Origin of the sequence: Pseudomonas sp. PB120, assembly GCF_009761815.1 — a bacterium.
Taxonomy (GTDB): Bacteria; Pseudomonadota; Gammaproteobacteria; order Pseudomonadales; family Pseudomonadaceae; genus Aquipseudomonas.
In genome coordinates this window covers 1-22,559 of sequence record NZ_RWIN01000089.1, presented here as the reverse complement: position 1 = coordinate 22,559, position 22,559 = coordinate 1, and the positions used below count along the sequence as shown (strand labels likewise).

Genomic DNA, 22,559 nt, shown 5'->3' with positions numbered 1-22,559 from the left:
CCATATCCGTGGGGGCAGTGGGTGCAGGCCGCAAGCCTTCAGCCGGTTTTACCTGACAGAGGAAGACATATGTTCGGTTTGGAGGCGCTTGATCTCGCCCGAATCCAGTTCGCGTTCACCATCTCATTCCACATTCTGTTCCCGGCCATCACCATTGGCCTGGCGAGTTACCTGGCGGTGCTCGAAGGCTTGTGGCTGAAAACCCATAACGACACTTACCGCGACCTGTATCACTTCTGGTCGAAGATCTTTGCCGTCAACTTCGGCATGGGTGTGGTCTCCGGGCTGGTCATGGCCTATCAATTCGGAACCAACTGGAGCCGCTTCTCTGACTTTGCCGGTTCGGTCACCGGCCCGTTGCTGACCTATGAAGTGCTCACAGCCTTCTTCCTCGAGGCCGGTTTCCTTGGCGTCATGCTGTTCGGCTGGAACAAGGTCGGACGCAAGCTGCACTTCTTCGCCACGGTCATGGTCGCCATCGGCACGTTGATTTCGACCTTCTGGATTCTCGCCTCCAACAGCTGGATGCAGACCCCGCAGGGCTTCGAAATTGTTAACGGTCAGGTCATACCCACCGATTGGCTGGCAATTATCTTCAACCCCTCGTTCCCGTATCGCCTGATGCACATGGCCACGGCGGCGTTTGTGGCCACGGCCTTTTTCGTCGGTTCCTCCGCGGCCTGGCATTTGCTGCGCGGCAAAGACAACCCGGCGATCCGCAAAATGCTATCGATGGCCATGTGGATGGCTTTGATCGTGGCGCCGATTCAGGCTGTAATCGGTGACTTCCATGGCCTCAACACGCTGGAACACCAACCGGCGAAAATCGCCGCAATCGAAGGGCACTGGGAAAACATCGGTGATGAACCGACCCCGCTGATTCTCTTCGGCTGGCCTGACATGAAAGCCGAAAAGACCAAATTCGCGGTTGAGATCCCGTACCTGGGCAGCCTGATCCTGACGCATTCGCTGGACAAGCAAGTGCCGGCGCTCAAGGAGTTCCCGCCTGAAGACCGGCCAAACTCGACCATCGTGTTCTGGTCGTTCCGGGTCATGGTTGGCCTGGGTTTCCTGATGATCTTCACCGGCCTGTGGAGCCTGTGGCTGCGCAAGCGTGACACGCTGTATACCTCGCGGCCGTTCCTGTACCTGGCGTTGTGGATGGGGCCGTCCGGCCTGATCGCGATTCTCGCCGGTTGGTTCACCACTGAAATCGGTCGTCAGCCTTGGGTGGTCTATGGGCTGATGCGCACGGCGGATGCCTCCTCCAATCACAGCTTCATGCAGATGAGCATCACGTTGGTCCTGTTCGTCGTGGTCTATTTCGCGCTGTTCGGTGCCGGTCTGGGCTACATGATGCGTCTGGTGCGCAAAGGGCCGAAGATCGACGAAGGCAAGGAAACCAACGACGGTGGTCCTGGCCAGAAACGCACGCCGGCCCGTCCACTGTCCGCGGCTGACGATGATGGTGCCGACGCTGACCACAGCCCCAGCCTGACCAAGGAGATTTGAGTCATGGGTATTGATCTTCCGCTGATCTGGGCCGTGATCATCATCTTCGGCATCATGATGTACGTGGTCATGGACGGTTTCGACCTGGGCATCGGGATTCTCTTCCCGTTCATCCCGGGCAAGACCGACCGTGACGTGATGATGAACACCGTCGCGCCGGTCTGGGACGGTAACGAAACCTGGCTGGTACTGGGGGGCGCCGCGTTGTTCGGGGCCTTTCCACTGGCCTATTCCGTGGTGCTCTCGGCGTTGTACCTGCCACTGATTTTCATGCTGATCGGCCTGATTTTCCGCGGTGTGGCGTTCGAGTTCCGCTTCAAGGCCAGGGACGATAAGCGTCACCTGTGGGACAAGGCGTTTATCGGTGGCTCGGTCGCTGCGACGTTCTTCCAGGGCGTTGCACTCGGCGCGTTCATCGATGGACTGCCGGTCGTCAACCGTCAGTTTGCCGGTGGTTCACTGGATTGGCTGACGCCATTCACCCTCTTCTGCGGTCTCGCGCTGGTGGTGGCTTATGCGCTGCTCGGCTGCACATGGCTGATCATGAAAACCGAGGGTAAGCTGCAAGAGCAGATGCACAACCTGGCACGGCCGCTGGCCTTTGTGGTGCTGGCGGTGATCGGTATCGTCAGCCTCTGGACGCCGCTGGCCCATGCCGAGATCGCGGCACGCTGGTTTACCCTGCCGAACCTGTTCTGGTTCTTGCCGGTGCCGATCCTGGTACTGGTGACCATGTACGGCCTGATCCGCGCGGTGGCTCGCAATGCGCACTACACGCCATTTCTGCTGACGCTGGTATTGATTTTCCTCGGCTACAGCGGCCTGGGGATCAGCCTGTGGCCAAACATCGTGCCGCCATCGATCTCGATCTGGGACGCCGCCGCACCGCCGCAAAGCCAAGGCTTCATGCTCGTGGGCACACTGTTCATCATCCCGTTCATCCTGGGTTACACCTTCTGGAGCTACTACGTGTTCCGCGGCAAGGTGACCCACGAAGACGGCTACCACTAGAGGAGATTGCGATGATGGCTGGCAAACCTACCTTGCAGGAAATCGAAGCCGCAGAGAAAAAGCCGCTGTGGCAGCGGCTCGGCTGGCTGGCGATGATCTGGGCTGGCAGCGTTGTGGCGCTGTTCATCGCTGCGAGCCTGATGCGCCTGTTCATGAATGCCGCGGGTTTGACGACCCACTGATGCATGTCTGATCCCATCCCGTTGCCGAATGGCACGGCTTTGAAACCCTCCTGACGGAGGGTTTTTTTTGCCGGTTATTTACGGGCTTTGAGAATCACGAATTTCGGCGTCGCCGCCACTTGCTCGACACCACGGAACAACCGCGCAAGCTTGCTGTGATAACCCAAATGGCGATTGCCGACGATGTACAGCGCACCGCCGACCACCAGCGCTTCGCGAGCTTGCTGGAACATCCGCCAGGCGAGAAAGTCGCCGACCACCTGTTGCTGGTGGAACGGCGGGTTGCACAACACCACATCCAGCGACTGAGGTTCCTGGCCCGCAAGGCCATCGCCGGCACGCAGGATCACGTCGCGATCACCCAGCGCCGCGCGCCAGTTTTCACCCGCCGACTGCACGGCCATGAATGATTCGTCCACCAGCGTGTAGTGAGCCTCAGGGTTTTGCAGGGCGCTGGCAATGGCCAGAACGCCGTTGCCGCAACCCAGGTCGGCGACGCGTGCGGCACCCAGGTTTTTCGGCAAGTGCGGTAGAAACGCTCGCGTTCCGATGTCCAGGCCTTCTCGACAGAACACATTGGCATGGTTGAGCAGTTCGATGGCAGGTTCGTCGAGCTGATAGCGCGAAGGGTAAGGCGATACGGCTGGCGTCTTGACTTCAACGGAAGCTATTAGCAACCGGGCTTTCTTCACCGCCAGTGAGGCTTGTACCGGACCGATATAGCGCTCCAGCAAATCGCCTGCCGCACGGGGCAAATGCTTGATCATCGCGGCGGCAATGACCTGGGCGCCGGGGGCCAGATGACCCTGCAGGCGGATCAATTGCTCTTCCAGCAGGGCCAGTGTTTTGGGGACTCGAATCAGTACCCGGTCGAACGGGCCTACGAAGGCTTCGCTGGCAGGCACGCTCGGCACCGCATCGAACGCCAGTCCGTTACGGATCAGATTCTTTTCCAGTCCCTGGAAGGCCAGGAAAGAGTCGCCACTGCTGGTCACCCGAACGTTCCCCGAGAGGCTCGCGGCCAATGCGCCAAAGCTGTCGTTGAGCACCAGCACCCGGGTTTCCGGGCTCGGTTGCTGTTCGGCCAGATGATTGAGCAAGTACTCGTCTGCCGCGTCAAACGCTTGCAGCGGTTCATTCTGCTGTTCAGGCTGGCGGATCAGATCAAGTCGGGCGAAGGGTGTTTCGAGCAAAGGCATCGGGCGGGGCTCTTGGTAATCAACGGGTGCCCCGCTGCCAAGAGGCATTTTTGCGGGCGGGACCGGCTGAGTGGACTGCGCCGTGAAGGTTCACACAACATCACTCAGGAGAGACCGCAAATGGTACGGTTTTTTCTTTTGGATTACTCGCAGGTTTTTTTGATCAGCCAGGGAAATAGCCTGCTTTCGCCGCTGCAATAACGGCCGAAAGCTTGTTGTTGACCCTGAATTTCTCGATTGCCTTCTGCACATGGAAATTGATGGTGCGGGCGGTGACGTTGAGAATGACCGCGCTCTCGCCCGCTGTCTTGCCATCTGCCGCCAGTTTCAGCACATCGATTTCACGTTGTGACAAATGAGGGGGAGGGGGCCTGGGGGCTAACTGGGGCAACGTCGGCGCAATCAAATCGTGTAAATGCCGCCCCATGAAAATTGAATAACCGAGGTTTTCATACAGCTCGAGTGCGGAAACCGGGCAATGGCTTCTGGCCAGGCTTAAAATGCTGCACAGATCGCTGCTTTCGTCGTGCACCGATTGTGACCAGCCGTGCTGCATCCCTTGGTATTCGAGTGCATCCCATAACCACGGAGAGCTGGAAAAAAGCTCTTCCTGCCAAAGGATGGGCATGGTTGTTTGATTGCAATGTGCTACTACTGGATCAATGTCGCGAGACTGTTTTTCTACATAGTCAGATTCGAATTCGACCGGATAATTATTTAAACGAACAGTTTTCAATGATCCGTTCTGTGTTCGGCAAGTTGTTGAAAAGGCGAAAAATTTATAACCGATGTTTTTTGCAAAACCGAGTGAAATTTCATAGGCCGTTTCAATGTCCGTCGTCATCGACAGGCGTTTTAGCTGTGATTCTTTCCACCTCTCCATAAGGGACTCCATGTGTAAATTAGCGCGGGGGTGTCTATTGGATCCGAGATCCAGCACGCTGCGAGTGTAGGATGATTCGTACGAAAGCGCTGAAATATTTCGATGTTATTAATTTATAAAAACAATAATTAAGTTCTAATACATATCGGATTTTCATGCATTTTTTTGAATGTCAGTTTTAATATTATCGAAAACAACCTTGGTATTAACTGGTTGGTTATGTTTGCCAGAGATAGAGTATTTACACCAAAGACACTACAGTTCATCCGTGTTTAATTGGCGCGCTTTGCGGGACACTGGGAGCACAGATGAACGGAGCGCCCCATGACCGCCAGCGCAGAAAAATTCACTCGTCAGACCTTGCTCGACGTACGACCGTTGACCCCGAACCTGTTTACCTTGCGGGCTACAAGGGATCCGGGCTTTCGGTTTCGCGCAGGCCAATTTGCCCGACTGGGGGTCACTAAGGCTGATGGCAGCACGGTGTGGCGTGCCTATTCCATGGTGTCCTCACCCTACGACGAGTTTCTCGAGTTCTTTTCCATCGTGGTGCCAGGTGGGGAATTCACCAGTGAATTGTGCCGACTGGAAGTTGGCGATACGTTGCTGGTCGATCGCCAGGCCTTCGGGTACCTGACGCTTGACCGCTTTGTCGACGGGCGTGATTTGTGGCTGTTATCCACAGGCACTGGCGTGGCGCCGTTTCTGTCGATCCTGCAGGATTTCGAGGTCTGGGAAAAATTCGAGCGGATCATTCTGGTGTACAGCGTGCGTGAAGCGCGGGAGCTGGCCTACCAGGAGCTGATCGCGGGGCTGGTGCAGCGCGATTACCTGGCGGAATTCGCACACAAGTTGCAATTCATTCCCACTGTCACGCGGGAACATCATCCGGGCGCCTTGAATGGCCGAATTACCACGCTGATCGAGAATGGCGAGCTGGAACGAGCAGCCGACGTGGCCCTGACCGCCGAGCATTCGCGGGTCATGCTCTGCGGAAACCCGCAGATGATCGACGACACACGCCAGCTGCTTAAACAGCGGAACATGCACTTGAGCCTCAGCCGCCGCCCGGCGCAAGTGGCCGTGGAAAACTACTGGTAAAAAAACGGCGCCTCAGGGGCGCCTTTTTTCATTCACTTAAAGCGAAGGCCGATTGTTCTGGGCCTTCAGCAGGTCGCGGATCTCTCCCAGCAGCTCTTCTTCCTTGGTGGGAACCGGCGGCAAGGTAGGGGCAACGGCTTCTTCACGCTTCAGGCGGTTGATGGCTTTTACGCCCATGAAGATCGCGAAGGCGACGATGATGAAGTCGATCATGCTCTGAATGAATTTGCCGTAGGCCAATACTACAGCGGGTGCGTTGCCTTCGGCGGCCTTGAGCGTAATGGCCAGGTCACTGAAGTCCACCCCGCCGATCAGCAGGCCGATGGGTGGCATCACGACATCGCCCACGAAAGACGTGACGATCTTGCCGAAGGCGGCGCCGATGATGATACCGACGGCCATGTCGACCACATTGCCTTTGACCGCGAAGGCCTTGAACTCATTAAGCACGCCCATAGGTTTTTTCCTTGTTACAGATGAGATTGGTAAGCGCAGTGTAAGTCAGCAAAATGCATCTTGCTCGCAACACCTGCTTGCAGCGCTTGTGGGGTATCGACCGGGTCAGGGGCGAAAAGTTTACACAATGTCGTCACTGCAATGGCCATTGTCCGTTCAGGAGAGTGGATTATTTCGGAGGAGAGCGCTTGTTCCGGTTATCAGTTCGTATTTGAGAATTGATTGATTTCCAATGGCGCAGGATATGCTGGACATGAATAAAGTTTCACTTTGATGTTCGGAGTTTGTAAAGGTGTCGATGCGGTATGACTGAGAATATGACTTGCCTCAAAGTGAACTCGATTTTTATATTGCGGGCTCAATGTTATTGGTGGGTTGTACAGTGGCGTTGTAATTATTTAAGACCTGTACAGCTTTTATTTATAGTTGTTGGGGTTGGTTTGGCTGAAACTGTTTGAAGTTGTACAGGTGGTTATGCGTTGCGTGCATCTTATAATGTTATTCATTCACAAAAGTTGCTGCCCAGGATTCGGCAGCCCATAGCGTCGCGCTGAGCGGGCTTTCCTGAGTTATCATCGCGTTTTTTGCCGGGAGTTCCGATGGCCAAGGCCAAGCGCATGTATGGCTGCACCGAGTGCGGTTCGACTTTTCCCAAGTGGGCCGGGCAATGCGGCGAGTGCGGGGCCTGGAACACCTTGACTGAAACCATGGTCGAGAGCGGTGGGGCGGCGGCCCCGACCGGGCGAACCGGCTGGACCGGCCAGCAGGCGCAAATCAAGACCCTGGCCGAAGTCAGTGTCGAAGAGATCCCGCGTTTCTCCACGGCGTCCAGCGAGCTTGATCGCGTGCTGGGCGGCGGCTTGGTGGACGGCTCGGTGGTGCTGATCGGCGGTGATCCTGGCATCGGAAAATCGACCATTCTGTTGCAAACCCTGTGCAACCTGGCCAAGAGCATGCCGGCGCTCTACGTCACGGGCGAAGAATCCCAGCAGCAAGTGGCCATGCGCGCTCGTCGTCTCGGCTTGCCGCAGGACCAGCTGCGCGTCATGACCGAAACCTGCATCGAAACCATCATTGCCACCGCCCGGCTCGAAAAGCCCAAGGTGATGGTGATCGACTCGATCCAGACCATTTTTACCGAACAGTTGCAATCGGCACCGGGTGGCGTTTCCCAGGTGCGTGAAAGTGCCGCGCTGCTGGTGCGCTATGCCAAGCAGAGCGGCACGGCGATTTTCCTGGTCGGCCACGTCACCAAGGAAGGCGCGCTGGCCGGGCCGCGCGTGCTCGAGCACATGGTCGACACCGTGCTGTATTTCGAGGGTGAATCCGATGGGCGCTTGCGTCTGTTGCGCGCGGTAAAAAACCGCTTTGGCGCGGTGAATGAACTCGGCGTGTTCGGCATGACCGACAAGGGTTTGAAAGAAGTCTCTAACCCGTCGGCGATTTTTCTCACGCGTGCCCAGGAAGAAGTGCCGGGGAGTGTGGTCATGGCGACGTGGGAAGGCACACGGCCCATGTTGGTTGAAGTTCAGGCGCTGGTGGATGACAGTCACCTGGCCAATCCGCGTCGGGTCACGCTGGGGCTGGACCAGAATCGATTGGCAATGTTGTTGGCCGTGTTGCACCGCCACGGCGGCATTCCGACCCATGACCAGGACGTGTTCCTCAACGTGGTGGGCGGCGTGAAAGTGCTGGAGACAGCCTCTGACCTGGCGCTGATGGCAGCGGTGATGTCCAGTTTGCGCAACCGGCCATTGCCCCATGATCTGCTGGTGTTCGGCGAGGTTGGACTGTCGGGTGAAGTACGCCCGGTGCCGAGCGGCCAGGAACGCTTGAAAGAGGCGGCCAAACATGGCTTCAAACGTGCGATCGTGCCCAAAGGCAACGCACCGAAAGAGGCGCCGCCGGGGTTGCAGATTATTGCCGTCACACGTCTGGAACAGGCCCTGGACGCATTATTCGAATAAGCCAGCTGCTGGGTTTCAGACTTCCATCAGTGCGCCCAATTCGCGCTCAAGCTCGGCCTCATCGCCCAGGTTGAGCTCGATCAGGCGCCGCAAACGTTGGATGGACTCCAGGCTGATGTGGCGGCAGACGAAGCCCAATTGACCGTGGTCTTCATGCGTCAGGTGCACATCCATGGTGATGTCGATCTCATCGGTCAGATGAATATCGACGAAGAAATCCTTCGATTTATCCCCCGACCACGCCTCGGGCTTCTCAATCAGTAAGCCCTTGAGCGACAGGTCAATCAACTTCACCGGCCAGATGAACTCTCCCTGGCTCAGCTCGGTTCTGGCATCGAACGCTATACGTTTGAAGCGGCGGCGATCGGCAGGGTGCTCGCTCATGGTGCAATCCTCGATAAGGTTCGCTGACTATAGACCCGCATCGCCTAAGGCTGCCACCGCAGGCAGTCCTCTCGACCAATGTCGGGGTATGGTCTTTGGCGTCAGGAGAGCTAAACTCGGGGTGGCTGTCTTTCTTGTCCACCCTGGCTGGAATCATAAAATGAAAAATAATAATAGCCCGCTACGCCATCTGCCCTGGCTGCTGCTGGCAATCGTAGGAGCGTGCGCCCTAGGCGTAGTGGCATTGCGCCGAGGCGAGGCGATCAACGCCTTGTGGATTGTGGTCGCCGCGGTGGCCATTTATCTGGTTGCATACCGCTATTACAGTCTGTTCATCGCGTCCAATGTGATGCAACTCGACCCGCGACGGGCCACCCCCGCCGTGCTCAACAATGACGGTCTGGACTATGTGCCGACCAACAAACACATTCTCTTCGGTCACCACTTCGCAGCCATTGCCGGCGCGGGGCCGCTGGTCGGTCCGGTATTGGCGGCGCAGATGGGCTATCTGCCCGGCACGCTGTGGCTGATTGCCGGCGTGGTGCTGGCCGGTGCGGTTCAGGACTTCATGGTGCTGTTCCTGTCCACTCGCCGCAATGGCCGTTCCCTGGGCGACATGGTCCGTGAAGAAATGGGCCGCATCCCCGGCACCATCGCGCTGTTTGGCTGCTTCCTGATCATGATCATCATCCTTGCGGTGCTGGCGCTGATCGTGGTCAAGGCCCTGGCCGAAAGCCCATGGGGCATTTTCACGGTGATGGCGACCATCCCGATTGCGATGTTCATGGGCATTTACATGCGCTACATCCGCCCGGGCCGCATTGGTGAAATCTCCGTGGTCGGCGTGTTGCTGCTGCTGGGTTCGATCTGGCTCGGTGGGCAGATCGCCGCTGATCCGGTCTGGGCCAAGGCATTCAGTTTTACCGGCATTCAAATCACCTGGATGCTGATCGGCTACGGTTTCGTCGCGGCGGTATTGCCGGTGTGGCTGATTCTGGCGCCGCGCGACTACCTGTCGACCTTCCTCAAAATCGGCACCATCGTCGCGCTGGCCATCGGTATTCTGATCACCATGCCCGAGCTGAAAATGCCGGCCCTGACCCAGTTCATCGACGGCACGGGTCCGGTGTGGAAGGGCGGTCTGTTCCCGTTCCTGTTCATCACCATCGCCTGTGGCGCGGTCTCAGGTTTCCATGCGCTGATTTCCTCCGGCACCACGCCGAAGTTGCTGGCCAGTGAAGGCCATGCCCGTTACATCGGTTATGGCGGCATGCTGATGGAGTCCTTCGTGGCCATCATGGCCATGGTTGCCGCATCGGTGATCGAGCCGGGCGTGTACTTCGCCATGAACAGCCCGGCGGCTATCGTCGGCGGTGACGTGGTGGCCGTGGCGCAAACGGTTAGCAGCTGGGGTTTTGCCATTACCCCGGAAGCCCTGCAAGCGGTGGCCAAGGACATCGGTGAAACCACCGTCCTGGCTCGCGCTGGCGGTGCCCCGACCCTGGCGGTCGGTATCGCGCAGATTTTGCACAGCGTGCTGCCGGGTGAAAACACCATGGCGTTCTGGTACCACTTCGCGATTCTGTTCGAAGCGCTGTTCATCCTGACGGCGGTCGATGCGGGTACCCGTGCCGGTCGCTTCATGCTGCAGGACTTGCTCGGCTCGTTCGTACCGGCACTGAAACGCACGGAATCCTGGACGGCCAACCTGATCGCAACCGCCGGTTGTGTGGCGATGTGGGGTTACTTGCTGTATCAGGGCGTGATCGATCCATTGGGTGGCATCAACACCCTGTGGCCGCTGTTCGGTATCTCCAACCAGATGCTGGCCGGTATCGCGCTGATGTTGGCGACCGTCGTGTTGATCAAAATGAAACGCCAGCGCTACATCTGGGTCACCATGCTGCCCGCGGTGTGGCTGTTGATCTGCACCGTCACTGCCGGTTTCATCAAGCTGTTCGACGCCAACCCGGCGATCGGCTTCCTGTCACTGGCGAAGAAATACAGCGATGCGCTGGCCAATGGTCAGATCCTCGCGCCGGCCAAGGACATCACGCAGATGCAACACGTGATTTTCAACGCCTACACCAACGCAACCCTGACGACGCTGTTCCTGTTCGTGGTCTTCAGTATCCTGTTCTATGCGCTCAAGGTCGGCATCGCCGCCTGGGGCAGCAAGGAGCGTACGGATAAAGAAGCGCCATTCCATGCTGTGCCAGATGCGTAATCGAGGATTGCAAACATGTTCAATGACCTGAGTCGCCTCGGTAAATACCTCGGTCAGGCCGCGCGCCTGATGGTCGGCATGCCCGACTACGACAACTACGTCGAGCATATGCAAACCAAGCACCCGGACAAACCGGTGATGAGCTACGAAATGTTCTTCCGGGAACGCCAGGAAGCTCGTTACGGCGGCAAGGGTGGGCCGAAGTGCTGTTGATGCAACCTTTGGCTTGATGCCACTCCCTGTGGGAGCGAGCCTGCTCGCGATAGCGGTCTGACAGTCAACATCTGTATTGACTGACACTCCGCCATCGCGAGCAGGCTCGCTCCCACATTTGTTTTTTGTTTTCTTTTAATTTTGTTAAGCAGGAGAAACCGTTTGTCCTCTCCCATCCCCGTCACCATCCTCAGCGGCTTCCTCGGCGCCGGTAAAACCACGCTGCTGCGCCACCTGCTCAAAGCCGAGAACGGCCTGAAAATCGCCGTGATCGAGAACGAATTCAGTGACGCCGGCATCGACACCCAACTGTTGGGCGACGAGCCGGTGCAAGTAATGACGCTGTCCAACGGCTGCGTCTGCTGCACCATCCACACTGACCTGACCAAGGCGCTGTACCTGCTGCTCGAACGCCTGGACAGCGGCGAAATTGCTTTCGATCGCCTGGTGATCGAATGCACCGGCCTGGCTGATCCGGCACCGGTGGCGCAAACCTTCTTCATCGACGAGGAATTGCGCGAGCGCTACATCCTCGACGGCATCATTACCCTGGTCGATGCCGCGCACGCGGACGTACACCTGACCCAGACCATCGCTCAGGCGCAGATCGGTTTTGCCGACCGTTTGTTGGTCAGCAAGCGCGATCTGGTGGACGAGCCGACGTTCACCGCCTTAAGCGAACGCCTGACCCGCATCAACCGCCGCGCCCCGATCCGTGTCGTCGACCACGGCCAGATCGACCTGGCCGAGCTGCTCGACGTACGCGGTTTCAACCTCAACGCCGACCTCGGTGGTGGCGTGAGCTTGCGCCCGGTGAGCAAGGGGCCATCCATCGATCGCATTTCCAGCCTGGTGCTGCGCACCGAAAAGCCGCTGGATATCGACAAGCTCAGCGAGTTCATGAACGAGTTGCTGGAAGAACATGGCAAGCAACTGCTGCGTTACAAGGGCGTGCTGAGCATCGTTGGCGAGCCGCGGCGGATGGTGTTTCAGGGCGTGTTGAAGCTTTATGGTTTCGACTGGGACACCGAATGGGCTGACGATGAGGCGCGGGAAAGCGTGATCGTGTTTATCGCCGACGAGCTGCCAGAAGAGAAAATTCGCGAGGGATTTGCGCGAGTGGCGGCGTCGTAAAGCTCCCACATTTGAAATGCAATCCCCTGTAGGAGCGAGCCTGCTCGCGATGGACGTGAACGATAACGGGGCCTGCCTGCTTGAACGCAGTGCTCTCTGGTTTTTCGCGAGCGAGCTCGCTCCTACAGGTAGTGTGAGTTGCGGGCGAAAAAAAACCGGCCATCACTGGCCGGTTTTTTTATTGCTGCGGTTCAGCGGTGCAATTAAGCGCCGTACACCGGCAGCTTCTTGCAGATGGCCTTGACCTTCTCACGAACGGCGTCGATCACCGCTTCGTTGTTCAGATCAGCCAGGATGTCGCAGATCCAGCCGGCCAGTTCTTTGCACTCTGCTTCCTTGAAGCCGCGAGTGGTCACAGCCGGGGTGCCGAAGCGCAGGCCGGAGGTGACGAACGGGGAGCGTGGGTCGTTTGGCACGGAGTTTTTGTTCACGGTGATGAACGCTTTGCCCAGAGCGGCGTCGGCGTCTTTACCGGAGATTTCCTGCTTGATCAGTGACAGCAGGAACAGGTGGTTTTCAGTACCGCCGGAAACCACGTCGAAACCGCGCTCGATGAAGACGCCGGCCATGGCCTTGGCGTTTTTCACCACTTGTTGCTGGTAGGTCTTGAACTCAGGCTGCAGCGCTTCCTTGAAGCAGATCGCTTTAGCGGCGATCACGTGCTCCAGCGGGCCACCCTGGGCGCCCGGGAATACGGCGGAGTTCAGTTTCTTCTCGATGTCGGCGTTGGCGCGAGCCAGGATCAGGCCGCCACGTGGACCGCGCAGGGTCTTGTGCGTGGTGGTGGTCACGACGTCGGCGAAAGGAACCGGGTTCGGGTAGACGCCAGCGGCGACCAGACCGGCCACGTGGGCCATGTCGACGAACAGGTACGCGCCAACCTTGTCAGCGATTTCGCGGAAACGCGGGAAGTCGAGGATCTGCGAGTAAGCCGAGAAGCCGGCCACGATCATTTTTGGCTTGTGCTCAACCGCCAGGCGCTCGACTTCGTCGTAGTCGATCAGGCCGTTGGCGTCGATGCCGTACTGGATGGCGTTGTACAGTTTGCCGGAGGACGAAACGCTGGCACCGTGAGTCAGGTGACCACCGTGAGCCAGGCTCATGCCCAGGATGGTGTCGCCAGCCGACAGCAGGGCCAGGTAAACGGCGCTGTTGGCTTGCGAACCGGCGTGCGGTTGAACGTTGGCGTAATCGGCGCCGAACAGTTCTTTGGCACGGTCGATGGCCAGTTGCTCGACAACGTCGACGTACTCGCAACCACCGTAGTAGCGCTTGCCCGGGTAGCCTTCGGCGTACTTGTTGGTCAGTACCGAGCCTTGAGCTTCCATCACCGCAGGGCTGGTGTAGTTTTCCGAAGCGATCAGCTCAATGTGCTCTTCCTGGCGCTGAGCTTCTTGCTCCATGGCGGCAAAGAGATCGGCGTCGTACTTGGCAATAGTCAAATCACGGCTGAACATGGCGGTCCTCAAGGATCGGGGGCAGAAAAGGGGGGCATTCTAACCCAATGGGTTTTAGATGGCATATGAAAGGAGATCATGTCGCAGACAAGTGGGCTTCATGACGGGATCAGCGGTGATCATGCTGGCCTGTGGCGAGGGAGCTTGCTCCCGCTGGGCTGCGAAGCGGCCCCAAAAAGGGACTGCTGCGCAGTCCAACGGGAGCAAGCTCCCTCGCCACAATGATTGCGCTTCAATCGAACATGAACAACGCATCATTGCTGAATTGCACTTCAAACTTGTGCGCCTGCATCGGCCGCCCGAACAGGTACCCCTGAACCTCATCGCACCCATGCTCGCGCAGGAAATCCAGCTGTTCATGAGTCTCCACACCCTCGGCGATCACGGCCAGGTTCAGGCTGTGGGCCATGGCGATAATCGCCCGGGCAATCTGCGCGTCCTGTTCGCCCGACGGCAAGCCGTCGACGAACGTGCGGTCGATTTTCAGCACGTCGATCGGGAACTGCTTGAGGTAGTTGAGCGATGAATAACCAGTGCCGAAGTCGTCGACCGCAATGCTCAAGCCGAGGTTTTTCAGGCCGGCGAGAATCTGCATGGCTTCGCTGACTTCGCGCATCAGGATACTTTCGGTCAGCTCCAGCTCCAGGCACGCCGGCGGCAGGCCGGTTTCCCGCAGAATGGTGGCGATTCGCGTCCCGAGCTGGCCATCCGAGAACTGCCGCGCCGAAATGTTCACCGACACCTTGGGCACCCGGACCTTGGCCAGATGCCAGGCCTTGAGCTGACGACAGGCCTCGGTGAGCACCCAGTCGCCGACATCGACCACCAGGCCGAGCTCTTCCAGCACCGGAATGAAATCCCCCGGCGGCACCAGGCCGCGTCGCGGATGACGCCAGCGCAGCAGGGCTTCGGCACCGGTCAGGCGTTTGCCGTCGCCGCTGAACTGCGGCTGGTAATACAGAACGAATTCGTCCTGTTCCAGGGCATGGCGTAAATCGCTTTCCAGTTCCAGGCGCTCCAGGGCGCTGGCGTTCATGTCCGCCTGATAGAACTGGAAGTTGTTCTTGCCGCGCTCCTTGGCGTGGTACATCGCCGTGTCGGCGTTTTTCATCAACTGGCTGAGTTCGTTGCCGTCCTGCGGGCTCAGGGCGATGCCGATACTGGCCGTGACAAAAAACTCGCGACCTTCGAGGACGAACGGTTTCACCAGGCTGGCGAGGATCTGTTCCGCCACGTGAATCGCCCGATTCAGTGCAATTTCACGGTTGACCTTGGGTTGCAGCAACAAGGTGAACTCATCACCGCCCATGCGGGCCACCGTGTCGTCATCGGCGACGCAGCCGAGCAGGCGCGTGGCCATTTCCTTGAGCATGCGGTCGCCGGCGGCGTGGCCCAGGGAGTCGTTGATCGGCTTGAATCGGTCCAGGTCGAGGAACATCAGCACCACCCACGATTTCTGCCGGTCGGCCGATTGCAGGGCGCTGTGCAGGCGATCCTGGAACAGTGTGCGGTTGGGCAGGTGCGTCAGGGCGTCGTAGTAGGCCAAGCGGTGAATGCGCTGCTCGCTGGCCTTGCGCTCGCTGATGTCACTGAAGAAACACACATAGCTGGCCAGGTCGCCCTCGTCATCCAGTACTGCGGTAATGCCGACCCAGGCCGGGTAGTGTTCGCCATTGCGCCGCTTGAGCCAGACCTCACCTTCCCAGGTGCTGTGCTGATGCAGTTGCTTGAGCACATAACGCAAGTGCGCGTCCTGCTGTTCGTCGACAGTCAGCATGTTCGGCAGTTGATCGAGGACTTGCTCGACCGCATAGCCGCTGACGCGACTGAAGGCGTCGTTGGCCTGGACGATGTAGCCGGCCGGGTCAGTGATCAGGATCGCCGAGGTCGAATGTTCGAATACCGTGGCCGCCATGCGCAGGTCTTTCTCGGCGCGGCGCTGCTGGCTGATGTCGCGACCGACGCCGAGCACGCCTTCGAAGGCGCCGTGTTCGTCCCAGACCAGCACCAGCCGCAGCTCGATGGGAATCTTGCGTCCGTCCGCCCGCAGGCAGTCGAACAAGAACAATTGGGTCTGCACCTGGTTGCGCAACAGCGCCAGTTGTTCGGGGTGATCCAGCGCTTTGCTGACCCGGTCCATCAGGTTGTAGATGCCGGTCAATTGCTGCGGGTTGGCGATGGTGGACTGCCAGCCGTTCTGGAAAATCCAGTCGACGTCGTAGCCCAGCACCCCCAGTACCGACGGGCTGACGTAATTGAGCGCCAGCCTGCTGTCGGTGGAGAAAATCACGTCGCTGATGCTTTCGGCGAGCATCCGGTAGCGCTGCTCGCTGTCGCGCAGGGATTCGCTGGCTTCGATCTGTTCGGTGATGTCCTTGGCCACGCCGATGATTCGCGTGACCTGATCGTGCTTGTCCCGCGCCAGCGCCTGTTCGCGAATCTCGAAACGCCGCCACTTGCCATCGCGGTGACGAAAGCGCAGTTGACACTGCAGCAATTGCCGGTAGCCGGCCTGTCGCTGGTTCTGGCGTGAACGGTGGTAAAAGTCGGCATCTTCGGGGTGCAGGAGAATTTCCCAGAAATACTCGCCCATCTGGTGCAACTCGGTTCGGTTGTAACCGAGCGTCTGGCCCAGGTGGTGGTTGCTGAAGATCATTCGCTGGCTGATCACGTCCTGCACATACAGGTGATCCGGCACGGTGCGCACGACATCGGACCAGAAACCTTCGCGCTCCAGCAACGACAATTCAATCAGCTTGCGGCTGGTGATGTCGGTGATGCTCAGGATCACCGCGTTATAGTCGTCCTGGTCCTCCGGCAGGCGCAGCACCAGCCATAGGTGCTGGTCGCGACCACTGGCGTCCTGGAGTTTGATTTCCAGCTCAAGTTGTTTTTGCTGGTTGTGGACGGCTTCTAGTATTTGATTGCCGATGTCGGTGCCGTCCAGCGGCCCGCTGTCGATCAGCAGTTTCCAGGCTTGAGCGCAGGAATTGACGTTGAGCAGATTGAGCGCGACCTGATTGACCTCGGTGATGCGCACTTCCTGCAGCAGTTGTTCACGTTGCTCCGGTGTTTCGAGCCAGGCCTGCAGTTGTTCATTGTTTTGCAGGTGGGCCTTGTCGAAGCAGCTTTTCAGCCCCGAGACGTCGAGCACGCACAGGGCGACGCCAGTGCCCTCGAAAATGTCCTGATAGCGTCGACGGCCTTCATGCAGCTGGCGTTGGCGGCGGCGCATGTTCAGTAAAACGATGAATGGCAGCAGAGAAAGCGCCAGCCCCAACAGGCATTTGCCGATGAACGCTGGCAGCAGTTGTTCAAGCACGAGTTGCCGGTCGAACAACCCGCGCAATTGCCAGTCGCTACTACTTAAGGGCACGGTCAGTACGCTGTTGGCGACATCGTCCGGGCTCAACACGCCCGGATTGGTTGCGGGAATTCTTTCGTCGCGACTGATAATCTGGTGGTTCAGGCGGTTTTCCACCAGCCACAGCGGACGGACACCGGCTTCGTTTTGTTGGGTCAGCGAAGTGAAAAAATTCGGCTTCAGTCGCAGGGCCCAATAGCCGCGGGTGCTGCCACTGGCCTGGTGCAGCAATAGATGCACTACTGAACCGTCGTCGGCATTGCTGAAATAGTGCGCCTGGGCACGGCTGCGCCGGACCAGCTCGCTCAGGTAATCGGCGTCGTCGCTGTTGGCGGCGCTGTCGCTGAGGATGGTGCCCGATGGGCTAAGCAGGGCGAGGCTGCGCAGTTCGGGCAACGACTGTTGCAGCTTGCGCAGCAGTGCCTGCTGTTCGTCGTCACTTTGCGGTTGTTCGACGATCGGTAACAGGTTGAGCGCGATCTGCGCCTTCAGCGTCATGTTCAAGCTGACTTGCGCGGCCAGATCGGCGGTGTAGTCGATGGTGTACTGGCGCTGGGTTTTCTGGGTGGCGCGAAGTTGGTCCAGCAACTGCCAGAAGAGCAGCGCAAGCAGCATCAATACCAGCATGGCCAGCGCGCCTTTCAAGGTTCCGCGCAGGGGGGAGCCGGGCGCAACCGTCGGTGCACGGGGAGTCAGGGGCGGAGAGACATTGGACAAACTGTAATCCTGCGGTTTGGCTGGACTGGCGCGACGTGCACTATAAGCCGGACGCCCGAAGGGCGGCTAGCATGCCCTGACTTGTGGCAAAGTGCCAGCCCCTCCCGGCTGGACTGCCTTCTGTCAATAAGGTAGCTTTGCCGGTTACGCGGGAGCGTTCCAGCTCCTAGAATCAGGTTTTTTCAGCGCGCACCATTGATACCCGTCAATCGTCGACGCGCACGGCCTGGCCGGGCATCGCCCGCGCTCCAATCATTCATCAGTCACTGACCCAAGGTTCTCCATGGCTCAATACGTCTTCACCATGCATCGGCTGGGCAAAGTTGTTCCGCCGAAGCGGGAAATCCTGAAAAACATTTCTCTGTCCTTCTTTCCTGGCGCCAAGATCGGTGTACTCGGTCTCAACGGTTCGGGTAAATCCACGCTGCTGAAAATCATGGCCGGCGTCGACACCGAGTTCGAGGGTGAAGCCCGTCCGATGCCGGAGCTGAACATCGGCTACCTGCCGCAAGAGCCGATCCTGGACCCGACCAAGACCGTGCGTGAAGTGGTCGAAGAAGCGGTCAGCGTAATCAAGAACGCCCAGGCACGCCTGGACGAGGTCTACGCGGCCTACGCTGAGGAAGATGCCGACTTCGACAAACTGGCGGCAGAACAGGCCAAGCTCGAAGCCATCCTGCAAGCCAGCGACGGTCACAACCTGGATCGTCAGCTCGAAGTCGCCGCCGATGCGCTGCGTCTGCCGGCCTGGGATGCCAAGGTCGAATTCCTGTCCGGTGGTGAGAAACGTCGTGTGGCCCTGTGCCGCCTGCTGCTGTCCGCCCCTGACATGCTGCTGCTCGACGAACCAACCAACCACCTGGACGCCGATTCCGTCGCCTGGCTGGAGCACTTCCTGCACGACTTCCCGGGCACCGTGGTTGCGATCACGCACGACCGGTACTTCCTGGACAACGTCGCCGGCTGGATTCTGGAACTCGACCGCGGCGCGGGCATTCCTTACGAGGGCAACTATTCGGGTTGGCTCGAAGCCAAGTCCGATCGTCTGGCCCAGGAATCCAAGCAGCAGTCGGCTCACGAAAAAGCCATGAAGGAAGAACTGGAGTGGGTGCGCAAAGGCGCCAAGGCCCGCCAGTCCAAATCCAAGGCTCGTCTGCAACGCTTCGAAGAAATGCAGTCGCAGGAATTCCAGAAGCGTTCGGAAACCAACGAGATCTATATCCCGGCCGGTCCACGCCTGGGCGACAAGGTCATCGAGTTCAAGAACGTCACCAAGGGCTACGGCGATCGCGTGTTGATCGACAACCTGTCGTTCTCCATGCCGAAAGGCGCCATCGTTGGTGTGATCGGCGGTAACGGTGCCGGTAAGTCGACCCTGTTCCGCATGCTGATGGGCAAGGAAACGCCGGACTCGGGCAGCATCGAAGTCGGCGAAACCGTGCAGCTTGCCTGTGTGGATCAGAGCCGCGAAGACCTGGACGGCAGCAAGACTGTGTTCCAGCAAATCTCCGACGGTTCGGACCAGATCCGCATCGGCAGCTACGAGATCCCGTCGCGGACCTACGTCGGTCGCTTCAACTTCAAGGGTGGCGATCAGCAGAAGTTCGTCAAGGACCTGTCCGGTGGTGAGCGCGGTCGCTTGCACCTGGCCCTGACCCTGAAGGAGGGCGGTAACGTCCTGCTGCTCGACGAACCGTCCAACGACCTCGACGTTGAAACCCTGCGTTCCCTGGAAGAAGCCCTGCTGGACTTCCCGGGCGCCGCCATTGTGATCTCTCACGATCGGTGGTTCCTTGACCGCGTCGCGACGCACATCCTGGCGTACGAAGACGACTCGCAAGCGGTGTTCTTCGAAGGTAACTACACCGAATACGAAGCCGATCGCAAAAAGCGTCTCGGCGAAGCGGCGGCCCAGCCGCACCGTGTACGGCACAAGAAACTGGCCTGATATCGGGTTGGTTGCATGAACAAGAACGGAGCCTTCGGGCTCCGTTTTTTTTGCGTGTTTTTCAGGTGAACCGAGTTGTATTCATCGCCGGCAGGCCAGCTCCCACAGGGATTGGGTAATGCCCCGGGGGGCGTGAACACCACTAAACTTGTGGGAGCTGGCCTGCCGGCGATGGCGGAGTCACTGATGGTGCAAAACCCAATGTGTTAATCCCTTTTTAGGTGCGAAAAACCTCAAAATTCAGGACTAATTTATATAAAGCGCACCATTTAATTTCACAAATGCGACATTTCGCTCTGTTCCTGTGCACGAATCGTTTGTTACAGTCCGGCTCAATTTCTTCCAACGACAATAAATTTGCCGAGACTTTTCCATGATCGAATCCGTCGAATCCTTCCTTGCACGCCTGAAAAAACGCGACCCGGACCAGCCTGAATTTCACCAGGCTGTCGAAGAAGTCCTGCGTAGCCTCTGGCCCTTTCTCGAGGCTAATCCGCACTACCTGACCTCGGGAATTCTGGAGCGGATTTGCGAGCCGGAGCGGGCGATCGTGTTTCGGGTTTCCTGGGTCGACGATCACGGCAAAGTGCAGGTCAATCGCGGGTTCCGTATCCAGATGAACAGCGCCATTGGTCCCTACAAGGGCGGCCTGCGCTTCCATCCTTCGGTGAACCTCGGCGTGTTGAAGTTCCTCGCGTTCGAGCAGACGTTCAAGAATTCGCTCACTTCGTTGCCAATGGGCGGTGGGAAGGGCGGTTCGGATTTCGATCCGAAAGGCAAAAGCGATGCGGAAGTCATGCGCTTCTGCCAGGCCTTCATGAGCGAGCTGTACCGCCACATCGGTGCCGACGTTGACGTGCCGGCCGGTGATATCGGCGTCGGCGCACGAGAAATCGGCTTCCTGTTCGGCCAGTACAAGCGCCTGAGCAACCAGTTCACCAGCGTGTTGACCGGTAAGGGCCCGAGCTACGGCGGCAGCCTGATTCGTCCGGAAGCTACCGGTTTCGGCTGCGTGTACTTCGCCGAAGAAATGCTCAAGCGTCGCGGCCTCACGGTTGAAGGCAAGCGCGTGGCGATTTCCGGTTCCGGCAACGTCGCGCAGTACGCCGCACGCAAGGTCATGGACCTGGGCGGCAAAGTGATCTCGCTGTCTGACTCCGAAGGGACGCTGTACTGCGAAAGCGGCTTGACCGAAGCGCAATGGCAAGCGGTGCTGGAACTGAAAAATGTCCAGCGCGGACGCATCAGCGAACTGGCCGGCCGCTTTGGCCTGGAGTTTCTCGCCGGACAGCACCCGTGGGGCCTGAGCTGTGACATTGCGTTGCCGTGTGCCACGCAAAACGAACTCGATGCCGATGCCGCCCGCACCTTGCTGCGCAACGGCTGCATATGTGTGGCGGAAGGCGCGAACATGCCGACCACGCTTGAAGCGGTGGACCTGTTCATCGACGCCGACATTCTGTTCGCGCCGGGCAAGGCGTCCAACGCCGGTGGGGTGGCCGTGAGCGGGCTGGAAATGTCGCAGAACGCCATGCGCCTACTGTGGACCGGTGGGGAAGTGGACAGCAAGCTGCACGCCATCATGCAGTCGATCCACCACGCCTGCGTGCATTACGGTGAAGAGAACGGCACGGTCAACTATGTCAAGGGCGCGAACATCGCCGGCTTCGTCAAAGTGGCCGACGCCATGTTGGCCCAGGGCGTGGTTTAAGCCGGTTCGATGCGGATGATCTCGATCAGTTGATTGCCGGCGGGGCGTTGCCACAGCACTTCGTCACCGAGCTGCGCCCCAAGCAACGCCCGCCCCAGCGGCGACCCCCAATTGATCAGGCCTTTGGTGGCATCGGCCTGGTCTTCGCCGACCAATTGCACGCGGCGCTCGGTACCGTGTTCGTCGGCGTAGATGACCCAGCTGCCGATCTGCACCTTGCTGGTGGACGTCGCTGTGGTCACCACCTGAGCACTTTGCAGGCGTTGGTGGAAGTAGCGTAAGTCGCGTTCAAGGTTGACCATCAATTGTTTGTCAGCCTGATCACCCAGCGTCGATTGCTCGCCGTGCAACGCGTGCAACTCAGCGACCTTGTCTTGCAGCAGGCGCAGTCCGTCAGGCGTGACGTAATTGGGCTGCGCACTGACCAGCCGTTCGACAGGCTGATCGGTTTGCGCGGCGGCGTTATCTTCATTGACGAAAGCGCGACTCATGATGTTCTCCCGTTATAGGGTTTGGGCCATGGTCGCAGCCTTTTAGTTTCGAGGAATGTCTGTCAGCGACTCATGGCGAGCGATACGCCCTGGCCGCACCCTGGTCTTTTTCCTGCTGCCAGGCTTTGTCGCGCTCGTCCCAATGGTGGCTGCGATAGTCATCGCGGTCCTGGTTTTCCAGCATGGCCTGGCATTGGCGAAAACCATCGCCCCAGCCTTCGGCGTACTGCTTGTCCTTGAGATAGCGCGGCACATTTTTGCGAAATTCACCGGTCATTGCCCCGGCCGCCTGGCGGCCACTGGTGCAACCGTCATCAAAACCATCGGCGAACGCCGGTGGATAACCCTTGGCAATCAGATCTTCGTGGGTCGTCTGGCAACCCGCGATCACGATCAACACACCTGCTACCGCCACAAACCGCCACATCTCACGCTCCCGGCCGCTCGACGGCCTATAAGGTAAGTCTAGGAGCGGATTGGTGAGGCGATTGTAGAAGGGCTGTGAAAAATCCATTCAACACCATAAACCTCCTGTAGGAGCGAGCCTGCTCGCGATGGCGGTGTGTCAGTCGACATCATCTTTGGCTGACACACCGCTATCG

At 58.7% G+C, this 22,559-nt stretch carries 18 protein-coding genes; 10 read left to right on the top strand and 8 right to left on the bottom strand.

Going from position 1 to position 22,559, the window contains the following annotated elements; all coding sequences use genetic code 11:
- The first annotated feature begins 69 nt into the window (after positions 1–69).
- The 3 genes from EJA72_RS17500 to EJA72_RS17490 are packed head-to-tail and all read left to right on the top strand — an operon-like array spanning position 70 to position 2,705.
- Positions 70–1,512 carry a cytochrome ubiquinol oxidase subunit I gene (locus tag EJA72_RS17500; RefSeq protein WP_157712674.1) on the top strand — a complete coding sequence of 481 codons (1,443 nt, stop codon included), beginning with the start codon at positions 70–72 and terminating at the stop codon, positions 1,510–1,512.
- A 3-nt stretch (positions 1,513–1,515) separates the two neighbouring features.
- Positions 1,516–2,523, top strand: a complete 1,008-nt coding sequence (gene cydB / locus EJA72_RS17495; RefSeq protein WP_157712673.1) for a cytochrome d ubiquinol oxidase subunit II — start codon at positions 1,516–1,518, stop codon at positions 2,521–2,523.
- Positions 2,524–2,537: 14 nt separating this feature from the next.
- Complete coding sequence (locus EJA72_RS17490) at positions 2,538–2,705, top strand: DUF2474 domain-containing protein (RefSeq protein ID WP_157712672.1); 168 nt, start codon at positions 2,538–2,540, stop codon at positions 2,703–2,705.
- Between the two features lie 74 nt (positions 2,706–2,779).
- On the opposite strand, the gene EJA72_RS17485 is transcribed toward EJA72_RS17490, so the two are convergent.
- Positions 2,780–3,904 (bottom strand): methyltransferase, encoded by a 1,125-nt coding sequence (locus EJA72_RS17485; protein WP_157712671.1) that lies wholly within the window; start codon positions 3,902–3,904, stop codon positions 2,780–2,782.
- A gap of 163 nt (positions 3,905–4,067) precedes the next feature.
- Complete coding sequence (locus EJA72_RS17480) at positions 4,068–4,787, bottom strand: LuxR family transcriptional regulator (RefSeq protein ID WP_157712670.1); 720 nt, start codon at positions 4,785–4,787, stop codon at positions 4,068–4,070.
- 324 nt (positions 4,788–5,111) lie between these two features.
- On the opposite strand from EJA72_RS17480, the gene EJA72_RS17475 reads away from it, so the two are divergent.
- Positions 5,112–5,888, top strand: a complete 777-nt coding sequence (locus EJA72_RS17475; protein WP_157712669.1) for a ferredoxin--NADP reductase — start codon at positions 5,112–5,114, stop codon at positions 5,886–5,888.
- A gap of 36 nt (positions 5,889–5,924) precedes the next feature.
- On the opposite strand, the gene mscL is transcribed toward EJA72_RS17475, so the two are convergent.
- Positions 5,925–6,344, bottom strand: a complete 420-nt coding sequence (gene mscL, locus EJA72_RS17470) for a large-conductance mechanosensitive channel protein MscL (protein ID WP_157712668.1) — start codon at positions 6,342–6,344, stop codon at positions 5,925–5,927.
- A gap of 599 nt (positions 6,345–6,943) precedes the next feature.
- On the opposite strand from mscL, the gene radA reads away from it, so the two are divergent.
- The gene (radA, locus tag EJA72_RS17465; RefSeq protein ID WP_157712667.1) at positions 6,944–8,311 is read left to right on the top strand and encodes a DNA repair protein RadA; all 1,368 of its coding nucleotides are present in this window, start codon (positions 6,944–6,946) and stop codon (positions 8,309–8,311) included.
- Positions 8,312–8,326: 15 nt separating this feature from the next.
- Here radA and EJA72_RS17460 read toward each other — a convergent pair whose 3' ends face one another.
- Complete coding sequence (locus EJA72_RS17460; RefSeq protein WP_157712666.1) at positions 8,327–8,695, bottom strand: PilZ domain-containing protein; 369 nt, start codon at positions 8,693–8,695, stop codon at positions 8,327–8,329.
- Between the two features lie 160 nt (positions 8,696–8,855).
- On the opposite strand from EJA72_RS17460, the gene EJA72_RS17455 reads away from it, so the two are divergent.
- The 3 genes from EJA72_RS17455 (at position 8,856) to yjiA (ending at position 12,269) form a co-directional block, all read left to right on the top strand.
- Positions 8,856–10,922, top strand: a complete 2,067-nt coding sequence (locus tag EJA72_RS17455) for a carbon starvation CstA family protein (protein ID WP_157712665.1) — start codon at positions 8,856–8,858, stop codon at positions 10,920–10,922.
- A 15-nt stretch (positions 10,923–10,937) separates the two neighbouring features.
- Entirely contained in the window at positions 10,938–11,135 is a 198-nt protein-coding gene (locus EJA72_RS17450) for a YbdD/YjiX family protein (protein ID WP_007895266.1), read from the top strand.
- A 162-nt stretch (positions 11,136–11,297) separates the two neighbouring features.
- Positions 11,298–12,269: a GTPase gene (gene yjiA / locus EJA72_RS17445; protein ID WP_157712664.1), complete on the top strand. Its 972-nt coding sequence runs from the start codon at positions 11,298–11,300 to the stop codon at positions 12,267–12,269.
- A gap of 203 nt (positions 12,270–12,472) precedes the next feature.
- Here yjiA and glyA read toward each other — a convergent pair whose 3' ends face one another.
- Together glyA and EJA72_RS17435 are read right to left on the bottom strand one after the other, a co-directional pair.
- The gene (gene glyA / locus EJA72_RS17440) at positions 12,473–13,726 is read right to left on the bottom strand and encodes a serine hydroxymethyltransferase (RefSeq protein WP_157712663.1); all 1,254 of its coding nucleotides are present in this window, start codon (positions 13,724–13,726) and stop codon (positions 12,473–12,475) included.
- A gap of 232 nt (positions 13,727–13,958) precedes the next feature.
- The gene (locus EJA72_RS17435; RefSeq protein WP_157712662.1) at positions 13,959–17,807 is read right to left on the bottom strand and encodes a bifunctional diguanylate cyclase/phosphodiesterase; all 3,849 of its coding nucleotides are present in this window, start codon (positions 17,805–17,807) and stop codon (positions 13,959–13,961) included.
- A 283-nt stretch (positions 17,808–18,090) separates the two neighbouring features.
- Between EJA72_RS17435 and ettA the strand changes: the two genes are divergently transcribed.
- The gene (ettA, locus tag EJA72_RS17430; RefSeq protein WP_157712661.1) at positions 18,091–19,755 is read left to right on the top strand and encodes an energy-dependent translational throttle protein EttA; all 1,665 of its coding nucleotides are present in this window, start codon (positions 18,091–18,093) and stop codon (positions 19,753–19,755) included.
- Between the two features lie 373 nt (positions 19,756–20,128).
- Positions 20,129–21,466 carry an NADP-specific glutamate dehydrogenase gene (gene gdhA / locus EJA72_RS17425; RefSeq protein WP_157712660.1) on the top strand — a complete coding sequence of 446 codons (1,338 nt, stop codon included), beginning with the start codon at positions 20,129–20,131 and terminating at the stop codon, positions 21,464–21,466.
- On the opposite strand, the gene EJA72_RS17420 is transcribed toward gdhA, so the two are convergent.
- Entirely contained in the window at positions 21,463–21,957 is a 495-nt protein-coding gene (locus EJA72_RS17420; RefSeq protein ID WP_157712659.1) for a GreA/GreB family elongation factor, read from the bottom strand. The two genes, gdhA and EJA72_RS17420, sit on opposite strands and share 4 nt — an antisense overlap.
- 70 nt (positions 21,958–22,027) lie before the next feature.
- On the bottom strand, positions 22,028–22,384 hold the full coding sequence (locus EJA72_RS17415; protein ID WP_157712658.1) for a hypothetical protein: 357 nt from the start codon (positions 22,382–22,384) through the stop codon (positions 22,028–22,030).
- Positions 22,385–22,559 lie beyond the last annotated feature (175 nt).

Excerpts from the sequence above, each read along its gene's own strand:
- glyA (WP_157712663.1), bottom strand. The coding sequence starts at position 13,726 with ATGTTCAGCCGTGATTTGACTATTGCCAAGTACGACGCCGATCTCTTT.
- EJA72_RS17450 (WP_007895266.1), top strand. The coding sequence starts at position 10,938 with ATGTTCAATGACCTGAGTCGCCTCGGTAAATACCTCGGTCAGGCCGCG.
- EJA72_RS17460 (WP_157712666.1), bottom strand. The coding sequence starts at position 8,695 with ATGAGCGAGCACCCTGCCGATCGCCGCCGCTTCAAACGTATAGCGTTC.
- radA (WP_157712667.1), top strand. The coding sequence starts at position 6,944 with ATGGCCAAGGCCAAGCGCATGTATGGCTGCACCGAGTGCGGTTCGACT.
- ettA (WP_157712661.1), top strand. The coding sequence starts at position 18,091 with ATGGCTCAATACGTCTTCACCATGCATCGGCTGGGCAAAGTTGTTCCG.
- EJA72_RS17415 (WP_157712658.1), bottom strand. The coding sequence starts at position 22,384 with ATGTGGCGGTTTGTGGCGGTAGCAGGTGTGTTGATCGTGATCGCGGGT.
- EJA72_RS17490 (WP_157712672.1), top strand. The coding sequence starts at position 2,538 with ATGGCTGGCAAACCTACCTTGCAGGAAATCGAAGCCGCAGAGAAAAAG.
- EJA72_RS17485 (WP_157712671.1), bottom strand. The coding sequence starts at position 3,904 with ATGCCTTTGCTCGAAACACCCTTCGCCCGACTTGATCTGATCCGCCAG.
- EJA72_RS17500 (WP_157712674.1), top strand. The coding sequence starts at position 70 with ATGTTCGGTTTGGAGGCGCTTGATCTCGCCCGAATCCAGTTCGCGTTC.
- EJA72_RS17475 (WP_157712669.1), top strand. The coding sequence starts at position 5,112 with ATGACCGCCAGCGCAGAAAAATTCACTCGTCAGACCTTGCTCGACGTA.
- EJA72_RS17420 (WP_157712659.1), bottom strand. The coding sequence starts at position 21,957 with ATGAGTCGCGCTTTCGTCAATGAAGATAACGCCGCCGCGCAAACCGAT.
- mscL (WP_157712668.1), bottom strand. The coding sequence starts at position 6,344 with ATGGGCGTGCTTAATGAGTTCAAGGCCTTCGCGGTCAAAGGCAATGTG.
- cydB (WP_157712673.1), top strand. The coding sequence starts at position 1,516 with ATGGGTATTGATCTTCCGCTGATCTGGGCCGTGATCATCATCTTCGGC.
- gdhA (WP_157712660.1), top strand. The coding sequence starts at position 20,129 with ATGATCGAATCCGTCGAATCCTTCCTTGCACGCCTGAAAAAACGCGAC.
- EJA72_RS17480 (WP_157712670.1), bottom strand. The coding sequence starts at position 4,787 with ATGGAGAGGTGGAAAGAATCACAGCTAAAACGCCTGTCGATGACGACG.
- EJA72_RS17455 (WP_157712665.1), top strand. The coding sequence starts at position 8,856 with ATGAAAAATAATAATAGCCCGCTACGCCATCTGCCCTGGCTGCTGCTG.